Origin of the sequence: Novosphingobium sp. AAP93 (genome assembly GCF_001296055.1) — a bacterium.
Taxonomy (GTDB): domain Bacteria; phylum Pseudomonadota; class Alphaproteobacteria; order Sphingomonadales; family Sphingomonadaceae; genus Novosphingobium.
Genome location: NZ_LJHZ01000108.1, coordinates 51,280 through 66,533 on the forward strand (window position 1 = coordinate 51,280; position 15,254 = coordinate 66,533).

The 15,254-nt window shown below is 66.7% G+C and carries 13 protein-coding genes; 8 read left to right on the forward strand and 5 right to left on the reverse strand.

The genetic code is table 11. The annotated features are described in order from the left end of the window. Positions 1–20 precede the first annotated feature (20 nt). Positions 21–1,298: a 23S rRNA (adenine(2503)-C(2))-methyltransferase RlmN gene (gene rlmN / locus IP83_RS16290; RefSeq protein WP_054123280.1), complete on the forward strand. Its 1,278-nt coding sequence runs from the start codon at positions 21–23 to the stop codon at positions 1,296–1,298. A gap of 6 nt (positions 1,299–1,304) precedes the next feature. Here the strand turns inward: rlmN and IP83_RS16295 are convergent, their stop codons facing one another. Beyond that, positions 1,305–2,627: a hypothetical protein gene (locus IP83_RS16295; RefSeq protein ID WP_156309787.1), complete on the reverse strand. Its 1,323-nt coding sequence runs from the start codon at positions 2,625–2,627 to the stop codon at positions 1,305–1,307. A 238-nt stretch (positions 2,628–2,865) separates the two neighbouring features. On the opposite strand from IP83_RS16295, the gene IP83_RS16300 reads away from it, so the two are divergent. The 4 genes from IP83_RS16300 to IP83_RS16315 all read left to right on the forward strand — a co-directional run bounded on the left by IP83_RS16300 (position 2,866) and on the right by IP83_RS16315 (position 8,021). Then, complete coding sequence (locus IP83_RS16300; protein WP_054123282.1) at positions 2,866–3,237, forward strand: glycine zipper 2TM domain-containing protein; 372 nt, start codon at positions 2,866–2,868, stop codon at positions 3,235–3,237. Positions 3,238–3,337: 100 nt separating this feature from the next. After that, entirely contained in the window at positions 3,338–4,576 is a 1,239-nt protein-coding gene (locus tag IP83_RS16305; protein WP_054123356.1) for a cyclopropane-fatty-acyl-phospholipid synthase family protein, read from the forward strand. 85 nt (positions 4,577–4,661) lie between these two features. Then, positions 4,662–5,876 carry an argininosuccinate synthase gene (locus IP83_RS16310; protein WP_054123283.1) on the forward strand — a complete coding sequence of 405 codons (1,215 nt, stop codon included), beginning with the start codon at positions 4,662–4,664 and terminating at the stop codon, positions 5,874–5,876. Between the two features lie 1,221 nt (positions 5,877–7,097). After that, positions 7,098–8,021, forward strand: a complete 924-nt coding sequence (locus IP83_RS16315) for a TonB-dependent receptor (protein WP_054123284.1) — start codon at positions 7,098–7,100, stop codon at positions 8,019–8,021. Here IP83_RS16315 and IP83_RS16320 read toward each other — a convergent pair. The 4 genes from IP83_RS16320 to IP83_RS16335 all read right to left on the reverse strand — a co-directional run bounded on the left by IP83_RS16320 (position 8,005) and on the right by IP83_RS16335 (position 11,602). Continuing rightward, entirely contained in the window at positions 8,005–8,418 is a 414-nt protein-coding gene (locus tag IP83_RS16320; protein ID WP_054123285.1) for a winged helix-turn-helix domain-containing protein, read from the reverse strand. The two genes, IP83_RS16315 and IP83_RS16320, sit on opposite strands and share 17 nt — an antisense overlap. Before the next feature lie 181 nt (positions 8,419–8,599). Beyond that, positions 8,600–9,031, reverse strand: coding sequence for a CHRD domain-containing protein (locus tag IP83_RS16325; RefSeq protein ID WP_054123286.1), 432 nt, complete (start codon positions 9,029–9,031; stop codon positions 8,600–8,602). A 109-nt stretch (positions 9,032–9,140) separates the two neighbouring features. After that, entirely contained in the window at positions 9,141–10,298 is a 1,158-nt protein-coding gene (locus IP83_RS16330; RefSeq protein WP_054123287.1) for an acyl-CoA dehydrogenase family protein, read from the reverse strand. An 83-nt stretch (positions 10,299–10,381) separates the two neighbouring features. Further along, the gene (locus IP83_RS16335; protein WP_054123288.1) at positions 10,382–11,602 is read right to left on the reverse strand and encodes a DUF3422 domain-containing protein; all 1,221 of its coding nucleotides are present in this window, start codon (positions 11,600–11,602) and stop codon (positions 10,382–10,384) included. Between the two features lie 83 nt (positions 11,603–11,685). On the opposite strand from IP83_RS16335, the gene bchI reads away from it, so the two are divergent. The 3 genes from bchI to bchO are packed head-to-tail and all read left to right on the forward strand — an operon-like array spanning position 11,686 to position 15,244. After that, entirely contained in the window at positions 11,686–12,687 is a 1,002-nt protein-coding gene (gene bchI / locus IP83_RS16340; RefSeq protein WP_054123289.1) for a magnesium chelatase ATPase subunit I, read from the forward strand. Further along, complete coding sequence (locus IP83_RS16345) at positions 12,684–14,372, forward strand: magnesium chelatase subunit D (protein ID WP_054123290.1); 1,689 nt, start codon at positions 12,684–12,686, stop codon at positions 14,370–14,372. The genes bchI and IP83_RS16345 overlap by 4 nt, the downstream gene beginning before the upstream one ends. Then, a complete protein-coding gene (gene bchO / locus IP83_RS16350; RefSeq protein ID WP_054123291.1) occupies positions 14,369–15,244 on the forward strand; it encodes an alpha/beta fold hydrolase BchO in 876 nt (291 codons plus the stop codon). Before IP83_RS16345 ends, bchO begins: the two co-directional genes overlap by 4 nt. Positions 15,245–15,254: the final 10 nt, after the last annotated feature.

Sequence of the window (15,254 nt, forward strand, 5' to 3'; positions counted from 1 at the left end):
GAACGCGCCCTTGGCCCTATATGCGCGCGATGCAGATAGAACCGATGCCGATCCCGGGACTGATCGATCCCGTCCCCGTCCCGCGCGAGGTAACCCCGCGCGCCGATGGACGCGTTGACCTCATCGGCCTCAGCCGCAAGCAGATCACTGCCGTGTTCGAGGCTGCAGGGCTCGATGTGAAGGCCGCCAAGCTACGCGCCAAGCAGGTGTTCCACTGGCTCTACCATCGCGGCGTCACCGACTTCGAGGCGATGACCGATATCGCCAAGACCATGCGCCCGTGGCTGGCCGAGCGCTTCGTCATCGGCCGCCCCGAAGTGGTCGAGGCGCAAGTCTCCAGCGATGGCACCCGCAAATGGCTGCTGCGCACGGCGGACAACCACGATTTCGAGATGGTGTTCATCCCCGATGCCACGCGCGGCACGCTCTGCGTCTCAAGCCAGGTCGGCTGCACGCTCAACTGCCGCTTCTGCCACACCGGCACGATGCGCCTCGTCCGCAATCTCACGCCGGGCGAGATCGTCGGCCAGGTCATGCTGGCGCGCGACGTTCTGGGCGAATGGCCGCGCGGATCGATGGCCGGGCCAGAAACCGATGATGATTTCGACGATGCGGATGACGACGAAGCCTCGGACTACACCCCCGACGGCCGCCTCCTGACCAACATCGTGATGATGGGCATGGGCGAGCCGCTCTACAATTTCGACCACGTCCGCGATGCGCTCAAGGTCGTCATGGATGGCGATGGCCTCGCCCTCTCCAAGCGCCGCATCACGCTCTCGACCAGTGGTGTTGTGCCGATGATGGCCCGCGCCGGCGAGGAAATCGGCGTCAACCTCGCCGTCTCGCTCCATGCCGTCACCAAGGACGTGCGCGACGAGATCGTGCCGATCAACCGCAAGTACGGGATCGAGGAACTGCTGCAGGCCTGCGCCGATTACCCCGGCGCTTCCAACGCCCGCCGCATCACCTTCGAATATGTGATGCTCAAGGACAAGAACGACCGCGACAGCGACGCACACGAGCTCGTCCGCCTGATCAAGCAGTATGGCCTGCCCGCCAAGGTGAACCTCATCCCGTTCAATCCCTGGCCCGGCGCGCCTTACGAATGCTCGACGCCGGAACGCATCAGGAGCTTTGCCAAGATCGTGTTCGATGCCGGCATTTCGGCCCCGGTGCGCACCCCGCGCGGCCGCGATATCGATGCCGCCTGCGGGCAGCTCAAGACCGCGGCCGAACGCAAGTCCCGCGCCGAGCTCGACCGGCTCCTCGAAGAGAAGCAGGCCGCGCTCGGCTGAGGCGCATCAATTCGCCGAGAAGCTGCCGGAAAGGCGGAAGGTCGACTGTGCCGTGGCGCCGTTGACGTAACGCGGCCGGTACAGTGTCGCCGTACCCACCGCGCCGCACAGCCGCACCGAAACATTGGCGGCGCTGCCCGCCGCCACGGCCTGGCTGGCGACCGGCTGATATGTCACGCCGCTGTCGAGCGACTGATCGATGAACAGCGTGCCAGCCTGATCGGCAAACGCCGTAATGTTGTAGTAGGCGTACTGGTTCGAACTGTTCGTGCGCCCAATCCCGGTGAACGTCGCCGAGGCTGCGAGTGCCGCGAGGCTTTCGGTAAATCCGATGCCGACATTGACATTGCCTGTGATCGTCGCAGTGCCGCTCACGCTGACGCTGCCGATACCCGAACCGCCCGCCGCCAGCGAGACGCCGCTTGACGGCGCGACCTGCTGCTTCTGGCTCAGCACAACCGCCACCGTCCCGCTGGTGTACGTGCTCACGCGAGCGCGCACGAAAGCCGCCGACGAGACATAGGAGTAAATGCCCGCCGCCGTGGACGTGGTGGTCGGTGCAGCCGTGGGCAAAGCAGCCGAAATGACCGGCAGGGTCACCCAGGTGGTGCCATCATTCGATTGCTCATAGGTGATCGTGCACGTCGTGCCGGCGTTGGTCACCTGGAACGCGCCGCCCATATAGGCGTTGTTGCTGGCGGAAACGACGGTCGCCGCCGATGTGACGCTGCCCGCAATCGTCGCCCCCTCGCTGGTGGAGCGATAGATTGCCGAAAGCCAGCCGGTAATGCCCGAACCGCCGCTGGGCATGGCGGTTCCGGAGATCGGGGTTGCCGCCGGTTCGATGTTGGCAAGATCGCTCGCCGGTCCGACAGAGAGGCTTGCGCCGGACGGCTTGAGGCCGAGACTGGCGGGGAGCTGGCCTGAAATGGCCGTCAGCACCGTATTTGTCGATGCCTGATTGGTAGCAGTCGCAGCGCCCGCCGGCAAAGGCAGGCTCGCCACGGTCACCGCCTGCACCGCAGGGAAGTTGCCTACCGTCACGCCGAGCGTGGCACTATCGCTGGCGAGCGCCACCGGCAGGCTCTGCGCCATCGGCTTCTGGCCAAGCGTCGCCGGAAGCTGCGCCGAGAGGGTGCCCAGCGCGGCGTTCGTCGCCGCCTGACTTGCCGCTGTTGCCGCGCCGGTCGGCAGCGGCAGGCTGACTGCGCTGATGGCCTGCGTACCCGCACTTCCGGAGAAAGCGACCGGCAGCGGCGCATCGGCGCTTACCGTCTGCGCGGTACCATCGGCATTGGTGAAGGCAACGGCGTTGGCAGGTGTAAACATCGCTGGGAAAGTGACCGGCGGATTGGGCATGAATGTTCTCCAGGCAGGCAGGGAAGGTTCAAAAATAACCTATTTGGTACTTGTAGGAAAGTGATTTGAACCATCATAACGCTTGACCGCGCCAAGCCCTCGCTTTGTCGCCTTTGCAGCCCCGTTCATCTTTGGTTGGGCATCATGTCCGCAGGTTCGAGCGAACAGATCCCGTCACGTCCACGAACACCCGAAAAGGATGTCACCCATGAACAGGTTCCTCACCGCTGCAGTTCTTGCCGCCACCACGCTTGGCGCCGCTCCCGCGCTGGCCGATCCGCCGCCGTGGGCTCCGGCTCATGGCCGCCGTGCGCAAAGCGGCGAGTATGATCAGTACGGTCGCTATGTCGAACCGCGCCCTCTCTCCAGCCGGGATCAGATCTGGCGCGGGCGCGATGGCCGCTACTACTGCAAGCGCAGCAACGGCACGACCGGCCTGGTCATCGGCGCAGTCGGTGGCGCGCTTGTCGGGCGCGCGATCGATACCCGCGGCGACCGCACGCTGGGCACCCTGCTGGGGGCCGCTGGCGGTGCCCTCCTTGGCCGCGAGATCGAACGCAGCGGCTCGCGTTGCCGTTGATGCATCGCTTTTATGCGCTGCGCGGCTTGCCCGCGCAGCGCTCGCGCGTCATAGGCCGCAAGCAGACTTGAAACCGGTCCAAGAGGTCGCGCCGATGTCCATGATCCTGCTCGATGTTGCGCTGCGCCGTCTGGTGAAGTACGGCACCCTGACGCTGACCGAAGCATCGGGCCGCCAACGCCGCTATGGCACCGCCGCGCCCGATTGGCCCGATCTCGGTCTCAAGCTCCATGATGCCCGCGTCCCCGGCGCCATCGCCCGCAACCCCAGCCTCGGCATGGCGGAATGCTTCATGGATGGCCGCGTCACCATCGAAGGCGGCGACATCATGGATTTCGTCGGCTTCATCCGCCGCAACAATCCGTGGGACAAGGGCGGCGATCTCGACAACCTCAATCTGTTCGACAAGGCCCGCGTCCGAGTGATGAGCCGGCTCGACCAGATCAACCAGCGCCGCTCCTCGAAGCGCAACGTGGCGCATCACTACGATCTCGACGACCGGCTCTACGATCTCTTCCTCGATCCCGCGCGCCAATACTCCTGCGCCTATTGGGACGAAGGTATCACCACGCTCGAGGAGGCCCAGCTCGCCAAGATGGATCACATCGCGGCCAAGCTGAACCTGAAGCCGGGTATGCGTGTGCTCGATATCGGCTGCGGCTGGGGCGGCCTCGCGCTCAGCATCCACAAGACAACCGGCGCTAGGGTCCATGGCATCTCGCTCAGCGTCGAGCAGATCGGCTATGCCAAGGCCTGGGCGGAGCGCGAGGGCGTGGCGGACAAGGTCACCTTCAGCCTCACCGACTACCGCGACCAGCAGGGCCCGTTCGACCGCATCGTCTCGGTCGGCATGTTCGAGCACGTCGGCGTGCCCAACTACGAAACCTTCTTCCGCAAATGCCACGATCTCATGGCGGTCGACGGCGTCACGCTGCTCCACACCATCGGCCGCGCCGGGCCGCCCAACATCACCGACGACTTCACGCGCAAGTACATCTTCCCCGGCGGCTACATCCCCTCGCTGAGCGAGACGGTCAGGGCGATCGAGCCGTGCAAGCTCATGCTCACCGATTGCGAGATCCTGCGCCGCCACTACGCCCTCACCTTGCGCGAATGGTACAAGCGCTGCGCCGCGCAGGAAGAGACGATCACCCGCATCTACGACGGCCGCTTCTTCCGCATGTGGCAGTTCTATCTGGCGGGTGCGGCCACCGGGTTCGAACATGCCGATCTGGTCAATTTCCAGCTCCAGATCGTCCGCAACCGCGATGCCCTGCCGCTGACCCGGAACTATATCAACGAGACCGAACTGGCCTATCGCGCCGCGCGGAAAGGCTGAAGGTTTCCCCCAACCGGTTGCACCACGCGCGCGGCCCTGCTAGCCGCCCCGCCATTCGTTACCTGTCCACGGGAAGCTGGCTGCCATGTCCGATATCAAGCGCGTCGTCCTCGCCTACTCCGGCGGCCTCGATACCAGCGTCATCCTCAAGTGGCTGCAGGTGACCTACGGCTGCGAAGTGGTGACTTTCACCGCCGATCTCGGCCAGGGTGAGGAACTCGCGCCGGCCCGCGCCAAGGCCGAACTGATGGGCGTGAAGCCCGAACACATCTACATCGACGACTTGCGCGAGGAATTCGTGCGCGATTTCGTCTTCCCGATGATGCGCGCCAATGCCCGTTACGAAGGGGATTACCTTCTCGGCACCTCGATTGCCCGCCCGCTCATTTCCAAGCGCCTGATCGAGATCGCCCGCGAGACCGGCGCCGATGCGGTCGCCCACGGCGCCACCGGCAAGGGCAACGACCAGGTCCGCTTCGAACTGTCGGCCTACGCGCTGGAGCCGGGCATCAAGGTCATCGCCCCGTGGCGCGAATGGGACTTGACCTCCCGCACCGCGCTCATCGCTTGGGCCGAGGCGCACCAGATCCCGGTGCCCAAGGACAAGCGCGGCGAAAGCCCGTTCTCGACCGACGCGAACCTCCTCCACACGTCGTCCGAGGGCAAGGTGCTGGAAGATCCGTGGCAGGAGACGCCGGACTACGTCTACAGCCGCACGGTCAATCCGGAGGACGCGCCGGACACGCCCGAATACATCACCATCGACTTCGAGAAGGGCGATGGCGTCGCGCTCAACGGCGAGGCCATGTCGCCCGCCACCCTGCTTGCCGCGCTCAATGACCTTGGCCGCAAGCATGGCATCGGCCGGCTCGATCTCGTCGAGAACCGCTTCGTCGGCATGAAGAGCCGCGGGATGTACGAGACCCCGGGCGGCGAAATCTATGCCCGCGCCCACCGCGGCATCGAAAGCATCACGCTCGACCGCGGCGCGGCGCACCTCAAGGACGAGCTCATGCCCAAATATGCCGAGCTCATCTACAACGGCTTCTGGTTCAGCCCGGAGCGCGAGATGTTGCAGGCCGCAATCGACCACAGCCAGGCGCGGGTGAACGGTACCGTCCGCCTCAAGCTCTACAAAGGCAACGCCAGCGTCGTCGGTCGCAAGTCGCCGGACAGCCTCTACTCCGAACGCCACGTGACGTTCGAGGACGATGCCGGCGCCTACGACCAGAAAGACGCGGCGGGCTTCATCAAGCTCAATGCCCTGCGCCTCCGGCTGCTGGCACAGCGCGGGCACTGACCCGCCACGAATCGTCACAAAACTAAAACAAAGCAGATTCCGCAGCTTGCGGAGTTGTCCACCAGCCATTGGGTTGCCTGTGGATAACTTTGCATTTTGCTGCTTGTGCGACTCAGCTCCGAAGCGCAGCATCTGTCTTGTCGAGAGGGAAACGAAGCCTGAGAAAAGCGCCGCAAGGCACTGATTAACAAGCTGAAGTTGACCAATCGGGCCGGACTGGAACGTATGCATTGAAACCAGTTCCAGCGTGCTGAGGCGCGCTCTGGAAAGGGCCGATTGCAGGCCGGAAAGACCGGTTCCGGATGCCGGAATGGCGTCCCGACGTGAAGCGGAAGCGGCAAGGCCGATGGTCGGAAGACCGGGGGCACCGACCGGCGGAAGCAGAGCGAGGGGCAGCACGCCAGACCAGTGCGGAAGGGCCCTTGCCTCCCCCGAGGGAGTACGTCCGAAGGCAAGGTCGCAAGGCCGGACCGGAGGGAGCGTCGCCGGAAGGACGGGACAAGGAAACACGCTCGCAGCGACAGGAAGCGCGGCAACGTGCGGACTGTGGTACGGGAACCAGCGACTGCCAGGCCCATGTGGTCAGGAACTGCGGACGCCGCAGGACTGAAGGCTGAGCAAGAAGGAAGCGCCTGCCTTGCAGGAAGGACCGGAATGCTGAGCGGACTGGAGGAGTACCGCCCCGAAGGGTGGGAACCGAAGGGCAGGGAACGGCGGAAGGACGCGGTGAGCTCAGGCGCTGGAATGCCAGAGTGCCAGCAGCGGCGACAGTGGGGGCCGGCAGCAATGCCGGCCCTCATTTGCGTTCGGGGCACCCGATTCGCCCCGCCCCGCCCGGCCTGTTGACCGCCCGCCGAGGCGCAAGGTTGACAGGGTTGACACAGTCCAGAGCAAAAACTGTCAGCCCCCTCGAAGTCCCTCCGCCGCGATCAGCAGGGGGCGTAAAGTGGCAGGATTGTTGGGAATCATGCGACATGAGAGGACCATGCCGCAGATCAGCGACTGTAGGACAGCGTTTTATAAATAACAGACGCGTCTGTTATTTATAAAACGCTGTCCTGAGGGGATCCGGTGCGCGTTACTCGGACCGACGGAACTTGCTGAGCGCCGTTCCAGTCTGCTCCATGAGCGGCTCAGCCGACCAGCAGAGCAGATCTCCGATCTTCCCTTTCCTGCGCGCCAAAGCCCGCATGCCAGATGCCATTATCTATATATCATAAAATGGTGACACGACCGGCGCTCATCAACGCCCGCCTCGGCGTGCTGCGGCCGCAGAGCTATTCGGCCAGCAACAAGGAAGGGAGTCTCTCGGGCCGCGCCAACATCGCGTGGAAGCCGGTCGACGCAGTGCTGCTCTACGGCAGCTTTTCGCGCGGGTTCAAATCGGGCGGGATCAACATGTCCGGCCTGCCGCTCGATGCGAACAACCAGCCGACGCTCTCCACCGCGGTGGTCCGGCCCGAGCGCAACACGACCTGGGAAGCCGGGATCAAGGCGGAATTATGGGACAAGCGGCTGACTCTGAACCTTGCCGCCTATCACACAACGGTGCGCGATTTTCAGGCGACTGTGGTCGATTCCAGTCAGACCGTGGCGCTGCGCGGCTATCTCTCCAACATTCCCGAAGTGCGCGTGAAGGGTCTCGAGGCTGATGGAGTGCTGCGGCTGGGGGCGCTGACGCTGACCGGTGCGCTGGCCTATGGCGAGGGGACCTATACCGACTATCCGGCAGGGCCCTGCCCGCTGGAAGTCCAGACGGCGGCGACCGCCGCCTGCAACCTTACGGGCAAGCGTCTCGCCGGCCTGCCACGCTGGTCGGGGACCTTGAGCGGCGACTACGCGGTGCCGGTGGGCGGCGGGTCGCTGGTGCTCCATGCCGACAGCAACTGGCGCAGCGGGTATTTCGGTGATCCCAGCTTGTCGCAATACACCTGGATCGAAGGCTACAACCTCACCAACGCGAGTGTGGGTTATCGGCAGGAAGACGCGCAGGGCAAGGGATGGGAAATCGCGGTCTTCGCGCGCAACCTGCTGGGCGCGAACTATATCCAGAACCTCACCATCCAGGCCGGCAATTCAGGGCTGATCCTCGGCACGCCGAGCGATCCGCGCACCGTTGGCGTAACGCTCAGGCTGCGGCGGTAGGTGCGTCGGCCTCGGTCGTAGTGCGACGCCGGGCGGGGCGCGGTGCAGGCAGCAGCAGTTTTTCGACAAGCGCCGCCAGCCGCTCCGAGATGACTTGCTCAACCTCGCTTTGCAGCGCCCGGTACTGCGCAAGGATCGCCTCGCCCAGTTCGGTGAGTTGGGCGCCTGCCTTCTGGTTTCCCGGGGTGGTGGCGACAAGCGGACCTTGCCAGCAGCGGTTCATGGCATCGACCAGCATCCAGGTGCGGCGGTAGCTCATGCCCATCGCCCGTCCGGCGGCAGAGATCGAGTGATGCTGGACGATCGCGTCCAGAAGGTCCGCCTTGCCCGGCCCCATCGCGACTTCATCGCCGCACATGATCTGGAGCTTGAGCCTGAGTGGGAGTTGCAGTGCCATGGCAGGATACTACCCCTGATGATCGTGCAGTCCAATGCGAATGACGTCGCTTGGTTCGAGGGACCGACACGTGTTGACAGTCGGCCGACCACAGGGATGCATCGGCCGGGGTGCCCGTGCACCACCGTCCTTCGACAAGCTCAGGATGAGCGAGTGGTCCCCTTTCCCGTGTCGGGGAAGATCAGCCCTTGGCCAGCTGGCCTCGCACCGCACCCGCGGGGAAATCTGCGGTGTGGATGTTGATGTAGAAGCCTGCCGGATCCGCGACGATGGGTTTCAGCTTGTCGGGTTCGACGGCGATGCACATGTCGCTGCCTTTGCCGGTGACATCGAGGGTGATGACGGGGGCGCCGTTGGTGCCGGCGGCGCCGGTGTGGACGTGGGCCATGGTCGGCGCGGCGATCTTCTCGCCGTAGAGGGTGTAGCAGAAATCGCCGGTTTCGGTGTTGATCTCGACGCGGAAGGCGCCGTTGCCTTCGGGGGCGCCGCCTGCGGGCTCGTTGGCGCCGGAGAGGTTGGCGGTGAGGACGACCGTCTCGGCAGCGGCGGCGACGGGTGCGAGGGCGAGCGCGGCGGCGCTCAGCGTGAGGATGGCGGCGGGGAGCTTGGGCATCGCATCTTCTCCATGCAGGGCAGCGCGGCCAAGCCCTTCAGACTCGGGGCTAGTTTTACCGCGCGCGAGGCGAGATTACGCCTTGTGGGCGGTGGTGCAACGGTTTGTCTCAGAAGCTTTTGGGCAGGCCCAGCACGTGGGTGGCGACGTGGCTGAGGATGAGGTTCGAGGAGATCGGCGCGACCTGGTAGAGCCGGGTTTCGCGGAACTTGCGCTCGATGTCGTATTCCTCGGCGAAGCCGAAGCCGCCGTGGGTCTGGACGCACATGTCCGCCGCGAACCACGAGGCTTCGGAGGCGAGGAGCTTGGCCATGTTGGCTTCGGTGCCGGCGCCTTCGCCCGCATCGAACTTCGCGGCGGCATCGGCGACCATCTGCGCGGCGGCGGTGGTCTGGATATAGGCGCGGGCAATGGGGAACTGGACGCCCTGGTTCTGGCCGATGGGGCGGCCGAAGACGCTGCGGTCCTTGGCATAGGCGGCCGCGCGGTCGATGAAGAAGCGCGCGTCGCCGATGCATTCGGAGGCGATGAGGATGCGCTCGGCGTTCATGCCGGAGAGGATGTAGCGGAAGCCATCGCCTTCCTTGCCGACGAGGTTTTCGGCCGGGACCGCGAGGTCATCGAAGAACAGCTCGGTGGTGGCGTGGTTGAGCATCGTGCGGATGGGGCGGATGGTGAGGCCGTTGCCGACCGCATCGCGCAAGTCGACGAGGAGGACGCTCATGCCCTCGGTGGGGCGGGCGCATTCCTCGCGAGGAGTGGTGCGCACGAGGAGGACCATGAGGTCCGAGTGTTCGGCGCGGCTGATCCAGATCTTCTGGCCGTTGACGATGTAGCGGTCGCCATCGCGGCGGGCAAACGTCTTGAGGCGCGTGGTGTCGGTGCCGCTGGTGGGTTCGGTGACGCCGAAGGCCTGGAGGCGCAGGTCGCCGCGCGCGATGGCGGGGAGGTAGCGCTCCTTCTGCGCGTCGGAGCCGTGGCGCAGGAGCGTGCCCATCGTGTACATCTGCGCGTGGGCGGCACCGCCGTTGCAGCCGGAGCGGTGGACTTCCTCGAGCACCGCTGTCGCCGCCGCAAGGCCAAGGCCGGAGCCGCCGTAAGCCTCGGGGATCAGGACCGAGAGCCAGCCTTCCTGCGCGAGGGTCGTCACGAATTCGGTGGGGTATTTCCGGTCGCGGTCGAGCGCCTGCCAGTAGCTGCCGGGGAAGCGCGCGCAGAGTTTGCGCACGCCTTCGCGCAGGTCTGCAAAGGTTTCTTCGCCGCTCATGTCCCTCTCCCGCAAGCGCTTGTCAGGGATGGCTATTGCCTGACTTGGGCGCGCCGTAAAGCGGGTCCGGAGGTGCAATTTTGCTAGTCGGCGCCGAGGCGGTGGCGTTCGCGACGCAGGTAGACGTAGAGCATGATGAAGACGGGGACGATCACGAGCGCGGCGAACAGGTCGTGCTCGACGTGGACGCCGAAGAGGGAAAGGCCGCCGCTGAGGTAGGCGAGGAGCGAGACGGCATAGTAGGTGATCGCGACGGTGGAGAAGCCTTCGACGAGATGCTGGAGCCGCAGCTGGGTCTGCGTTGCGCTTTCCAATGATTTGAGGAGCTGGGCGTTCTGGTCCTCGATCCGGGTCTCGATCCGGGTGCGCAGCAGCGAGGTGAGCTGGGCGGAGCGCTCGGCAAGCTCCTGCTGGCGGCGCACCACGGTCTCGCAGGTGCGGATGGCGGGGTAGAAGCGGCGCTGGGTGAAATCGGCGAGGCTGGCGAAACCGGGGATGGCGACGGGGTTCAGCGTGGCGAGGCGCTCGTCGACGAGGCGGGCGTAGGCGGCGGTGGCGCTGAGGCGGTAGCGGGTATCGGCGGCGATGGTGCCGAGTTCGAGGCTCATCGCGCAAAGCGAATCAAGGAGGTCGTTGTCGGACACTTCGTCCGAATCGAGCTTGCGACCGAAGGCGCGCAGTTCCTCCTCGGCGGCATCGAGCTTGCCCCAGACGGCCCGGGCAACCGGGAGGCCGAGGAGCGCCATGTTGCGGTAGTTGCCGAGTTCCTGCAGCGACTGGACCGCGCGGGCGAGGTCGACGGGGCCGAGCTGTCCGGCGGCGACGACGAGGCGGCCGTAGCCTTCGTCCTTGATGCGGAAATCGGAAGACAGGCGCGCGCCGCCGCCGAAATCGCAGCAGACGAGTTCGGCGGGATCGACTTCGAACTGCGCCATGCGCGCGGACGCGGCGGCCGCGTCAGACTCGATATCGATGAGTGTGGCGCGCAGGACTTCGCCGGGGGCGCTTTCGGCCCAGGCGCGAGCTTCGGGGAGCAAGGGCGCATCGGGGCTGGCGAAGACGGTGAGCGTGGTTGCCTCGCTGTGGCGCTCCCAGGTGAACAGGAGGCCGTCGGCAAGGATGCCCTGCATATGGCGCTGGCCGGGTTCGGCGGCGAAGGCGGGGCCGCCGCGAAAAGGAGGCAGGCCTTCCGAGGGCCCCACGCGCAGGATCTGGACGATCGACATGGGGGGCGTGATCGGCGGCCAGCGCCGCAGATGCATCTCGCCGACAATCTCGCGCCGCAGCCGGTGTTCGTTGAGCATGGCCTTGGCACTCCCCTTGAGGCCGCTAGTCTTTCACAGCGCGCTTGCCCTTACAAGGCGCATAGTCCAGATTGCTTGACACCATGAACCGTTTCCCCTTCTCCGCCATCGTCGCGCAAGACGAAATGAAGCAGGCCCTGCTGCTGGCCGCTGTCGATCCTGCCATCGGAGGCGTGATGGTCTTCGGCGACCGGGGAACCGGGAAATCGACGGCAGCGCGGGCACTTGCCGCGATCCTGCCGCCGATTGTCGCGGTGGAAGGCTGCCGATTCGGCTGCGCGCCGCCCGATGCGGGGACCTGTCCAGATCCCTGTACATCGAAGAAGACGGCGAAGCGGCCAGTGCCCTTCGTGGACCTGCCGCTGGGCGCGACCGAGGACCGCGTGATCGGCGCGCTCGATCTGGAGCGGGCGCTGCGTTCGGGCGAGAAGCGCTTCGAGCCGGGGCTGCTCGCCAAGGCGCACCGCGGCTTTCTCTATATCGACGAGATCAACCTGCTCGAAGATCACCTCGTCGACCTGCTGCTCGACGTAGCGGCATCGGGTGAGAACCTGGTCGAGCGCGAGGGGCTTTCGGTGCGGCACAAGGCGAAGTTCGTGCTGATCGGGAGCGGGAACCCGGAGGAAGGCGAACTACGGCCGCAACTGCTCGACCGGTTCGGGCTTTCGGTGGAAGTGCGCACGCCGCAGGCACTGGACGCCCGCGTGGAGATCATGCGCCGCTGTGCCGCGCATGAGCGCGATCCGGTGGCGTTCGGCGAGGAGTGGGCGGCGGCGGACGCCAAGATCGTGCGCAAGATCGCCAAGGGGCGGACCCGGCTGTCGACGGTTGAGACGCCGGACGAGGTGCTCTACGATGCTTCGCGGCTGTGCATGGCCTGCAAGGCGGACGGGCTGCGCGGCGAGCTGACCCTGATGCGCGCGGCGCGGGCGCAGGCGGCGCTGGAGGGCGCCGACAAGGTCAAGCGCAAGCATGTGATCGCGGTGGCGCCGATGGCGCTGCGGCACCGGCTGCGGCGCGACGTGCTCGATGAGACGGGTTCGACGACGCGGATCGAGCGCGCGGTGGCCGAGGTCTTCGGGTGACGACCCTCCCCGCGCCGTCCGCCGCAGAAGATGCGGCGCTGGCGCTGCAAGCCTTTGCGCTCTGGCCGGCGGGGTTTGGCGGGCTGTGGCTGCGCGGTCCCGGTCCGGCGCGCGATGCCTTGGTCGAGCGGCTGGGGAGTGCGGTGGCGTTGAAGCGGATGCCCGCGCATATCGATGGCGAGCGGCTGCATGGGGGGATCGATCTCGCCGCCAGCCTTGCCGCAGGGCACAGTGTCTCGCGCGCCGGGTTCCTGCAGGAAGCGCGCGGCGGGGTGGTGATCGCGCCGCTCGCCGAGCGGATCACGCCGTCGCTGGCGGGAAGCGTCGCGCAGGCGCTGGATCAGGCGGAAGCGGCGGAGCGCTTCGGGCTGGTGTTGCTCGATGACGGGGCCGAGCGCGACGAAGTGCCGCCGCTGAGCCTGACCGAGCGAGTGGCGTTTGCATGCGATCTTGGAAGTAGCTCGCCTGGAGGGCTGGGGACGACCGAGCTTCCGTCTCCCCTCGCCTCACCAGCCGAGATCCCGCCCTGCAGCACGGAAGGGCTGGAAGCGCTGGCGGCGGTTTCGCTGGCACTCGGGGTCGATTCCGGGCGAGCCTTGCGGTTTGCTGCATTGACGGCTGGCGCGAGCGCGCGGCTGGAAGGGCGGGACCGTGTGCTTGAGAGCGATCTTGCCGCAGCGGCGCGACTGGTGCTGGCCCCGCGCGCCACGCGGCTGCCGCCTCCGCCGCCGGAGGATCAACAGGACGAAGCGCCGCCCCCTCCCCCGCCGCCAGAAGGCGAGACTGATACGCCGGGAGACGAGGAGCGCGAGGACAATGGCGTACCCGATCCCGATCAGCTGATCGAAGCGGCAGCGGCGGCGATCCCGCCGGGCCTGCTGGAAGCGCTTGCCGATGGGCGCGTCCGGCGCGGTGCGGGTAGCGGCGGTGGTTCGCGGCATCTCTCGCCGCTCAGGGGGCGTCCGCTGGCGGCGCGGCAAGGGCTGCCGCGTGGCGGGGCGCGGCTGGCGCTGATCGATACCCTGCGCGCGGCGGTGCCGTGGCAGGCCTTGCGGCGCAGCGAGGGTGAAAAGCGGCCCGGCCTGCGCATCATGAAGGACGATGTGCGCGTGCGGCGGTTCGAGGCGCGCAGTGCTTCGGTGACGATCTTCGCGGTCGATGCCTCGGGCTCTGCGGCGTTTACCCGGCTGGCGGAGGCCAAGGGCGCCGTCGAGCTGCTGCTGGCACAGGCCTATGTGAAGCGCACCGAAGTCGCGCTCGTGGCGTTCCGGGGGCAGGAGGCGACGATGCTGTTGCCGCCGACCCGTTCGCTGACGCGGGCACGGCGGGCGCTGACGGAATTGCCGGGGGGCGGCGGAACACCGCTGGCGGCGGGGCTGTCGATGGTCTGCACGCTCGGCACGGGGCTGGCGCGCCGGGGCTATACGCCGCTGCTGGTGGTGCTGACCGACGGGCGCGGGAACATCGCGCTTGATGGCAGCACCAACCGCGCGGCGGCGACCGAGGATGCGCTGAAGGCCGGACGCGCGGTTGCAGCAGCGGGACTGGCAGGCGTGGTGATCGACATCTCGCCGCGCCCTCGCCCTGAAGCGGCGGCCATCGCCTCGGCGATGCGGGCGCGTTATGTGCCTTTGCCGCAAGCCAATGCGAAGGCGCTCAGCGCGGTGATCGGGGCCCTGACATGAGCAGGCCACTCGATTGGGACAGTGACGGGCGTGACTGGCCACACCGTGAGGCCAGCCGGTTCGTGGCTGCCGGGTCGCTGACGTGGCATGTGCAGGAAATGGGCTCGGGGCCAGCGCTTGTGCTGCTCCACGGCACCGGCGCAGCAACGCATAGCTGGCGGCATCTGATGCCGCTCCTCGCACAGCACAACCGTGTGATCGCGATGGACCTGCCGGGGCATGGCTTTACGCGCGGAAGGCCGGCGGGGGGGCTGACGCTGCCGGGCATGGCGGCGGCGGTCGCAACGCTGCTGCAAAAGCTGGAGGTGCAGCCCGAGCGGCTGATCGGCCATTCCGCCGGAGCGGCGATTGCGCTGCGGATGGTGCGCGACGGGTTTGCGGTGCCGGAAGTGATCGGCCTCAATGCGGCGCTTTCACCGTTTCCGGGGTTCTTTGCGCCGCTGTTTCAGGGGCTTGCCCGCGCGCTGGTGCTCAATCCGCTGGTGCCGCGCCTGTTTGCTGCCAGCGCGCGGACCTCGGGCGATACCGGGCGGCTGCTGGTGCGCTCGACCGGCTCCAACATCGATGCCGAGGGCGTGCGCAGCTACGCCATGCTGCTGGGCAATGCGCTTCATTGCCGGGGCGCGCTGGAGATGATGGCGGGGTGGGACCTCGCCGGGCTGCAGCGCGATCTGCCCAAGGTCATGGCGCAGGTGCGGCTGATCCATGGCGCCAAGGATGCGGCGGTGCCGGTCGGTTCGGTGGAGCAGGCAGTGAAACTAATGCCGCAGGCGACGCTCGAGGTGCTTGCGGGGCTTGGCCATCTGGCGCACGAAGAGCGAGCGGACCTTGTCGCCGAGGCCATGGCGGCCGCCGCGGCGGTGCATGCCTGAGAGGGAGGGA

Coding starts and splice junctions, on each gene's coding strand:
- rlmN (WP_054123280.1), top strand. CDS start 21: ATGCGCGCGATGCAGATAGAACCGATGCCGATCCCGGGACTGATCGAT.
- IP83_RS16295 (WP_156309787.1), bottom strand. CDS start 2,627: ATGTTTACACCTGCCAACGCCGTTGCCTTCACCAATGCCGATGGTACC.
- IP83_RS16300 (WP_054123282.1), top strand. CDS start 2,866: ATGAACAGGTTCCTCACCGCTGCAGTTCTTGCCGCCACCACGCTTGGC.
- IP83_RS16305 (WP_054123356.1), top strand. CDS start 3,338: ATGATCCTGCTCGATGTTGCGCTGCGCCGTCTGGTGAAGTACGGCACC.
- IP83_RS16310 (WP_054123283.1), top strand. CDS start 4,662: ATGTCCGATATCAAGCGCGTCGTCCTCGCCTACTCCGGCGGCCTCGAT.
- IP83_RS16315 (WP_054123284.1), top strand. CDS start 7,098: ATGGTGACACGACCGGCGCTCATCAACGCCCGCCTCGGCGTGCTGCGG.
- IP83_RS16320 (WP_054123285.1), bottom strand. CDS start 8,418: ATGGCACTGCAACTCCCACTCAGGCTCAAGCTCCAGATCATGTGCGGC.
- IP83_RS16325 (WP_054123286.1), bottom strand. CDS start 9,031: ATGCCCAAGCTCCCCGCCGCCATCCTCACGCTGAGCGCCGCCGCGCTC.
- IP83_RS16330 (WP_054123287.1), bottom strand. CDS start 10,298: ATGAGCGGCGAAGAAACCTTTGCAGACCTGCGCGAAGGCGTGCGCAAA.
- IP83_RS16335 (WP_054123288.1), bottom strand. CDS start 11,602: ATGCTCAACGAACACCGGCTGCGGCGCGAGATTGTCGGCGAGATGCAT.
- bchI (WP_054123289.1), top strand. CDS start 11,686: ATGAACCGTTTCCCCTTCTCCGCCATCGTCGCGCAAGACGAAATGAAG.
- bchO (WP_054123291.1), top strand. CDS start 14,369: ATGAGCAGGCCACTCGATTGGGACAGTGACGGGCGTGACTGGCCACAC.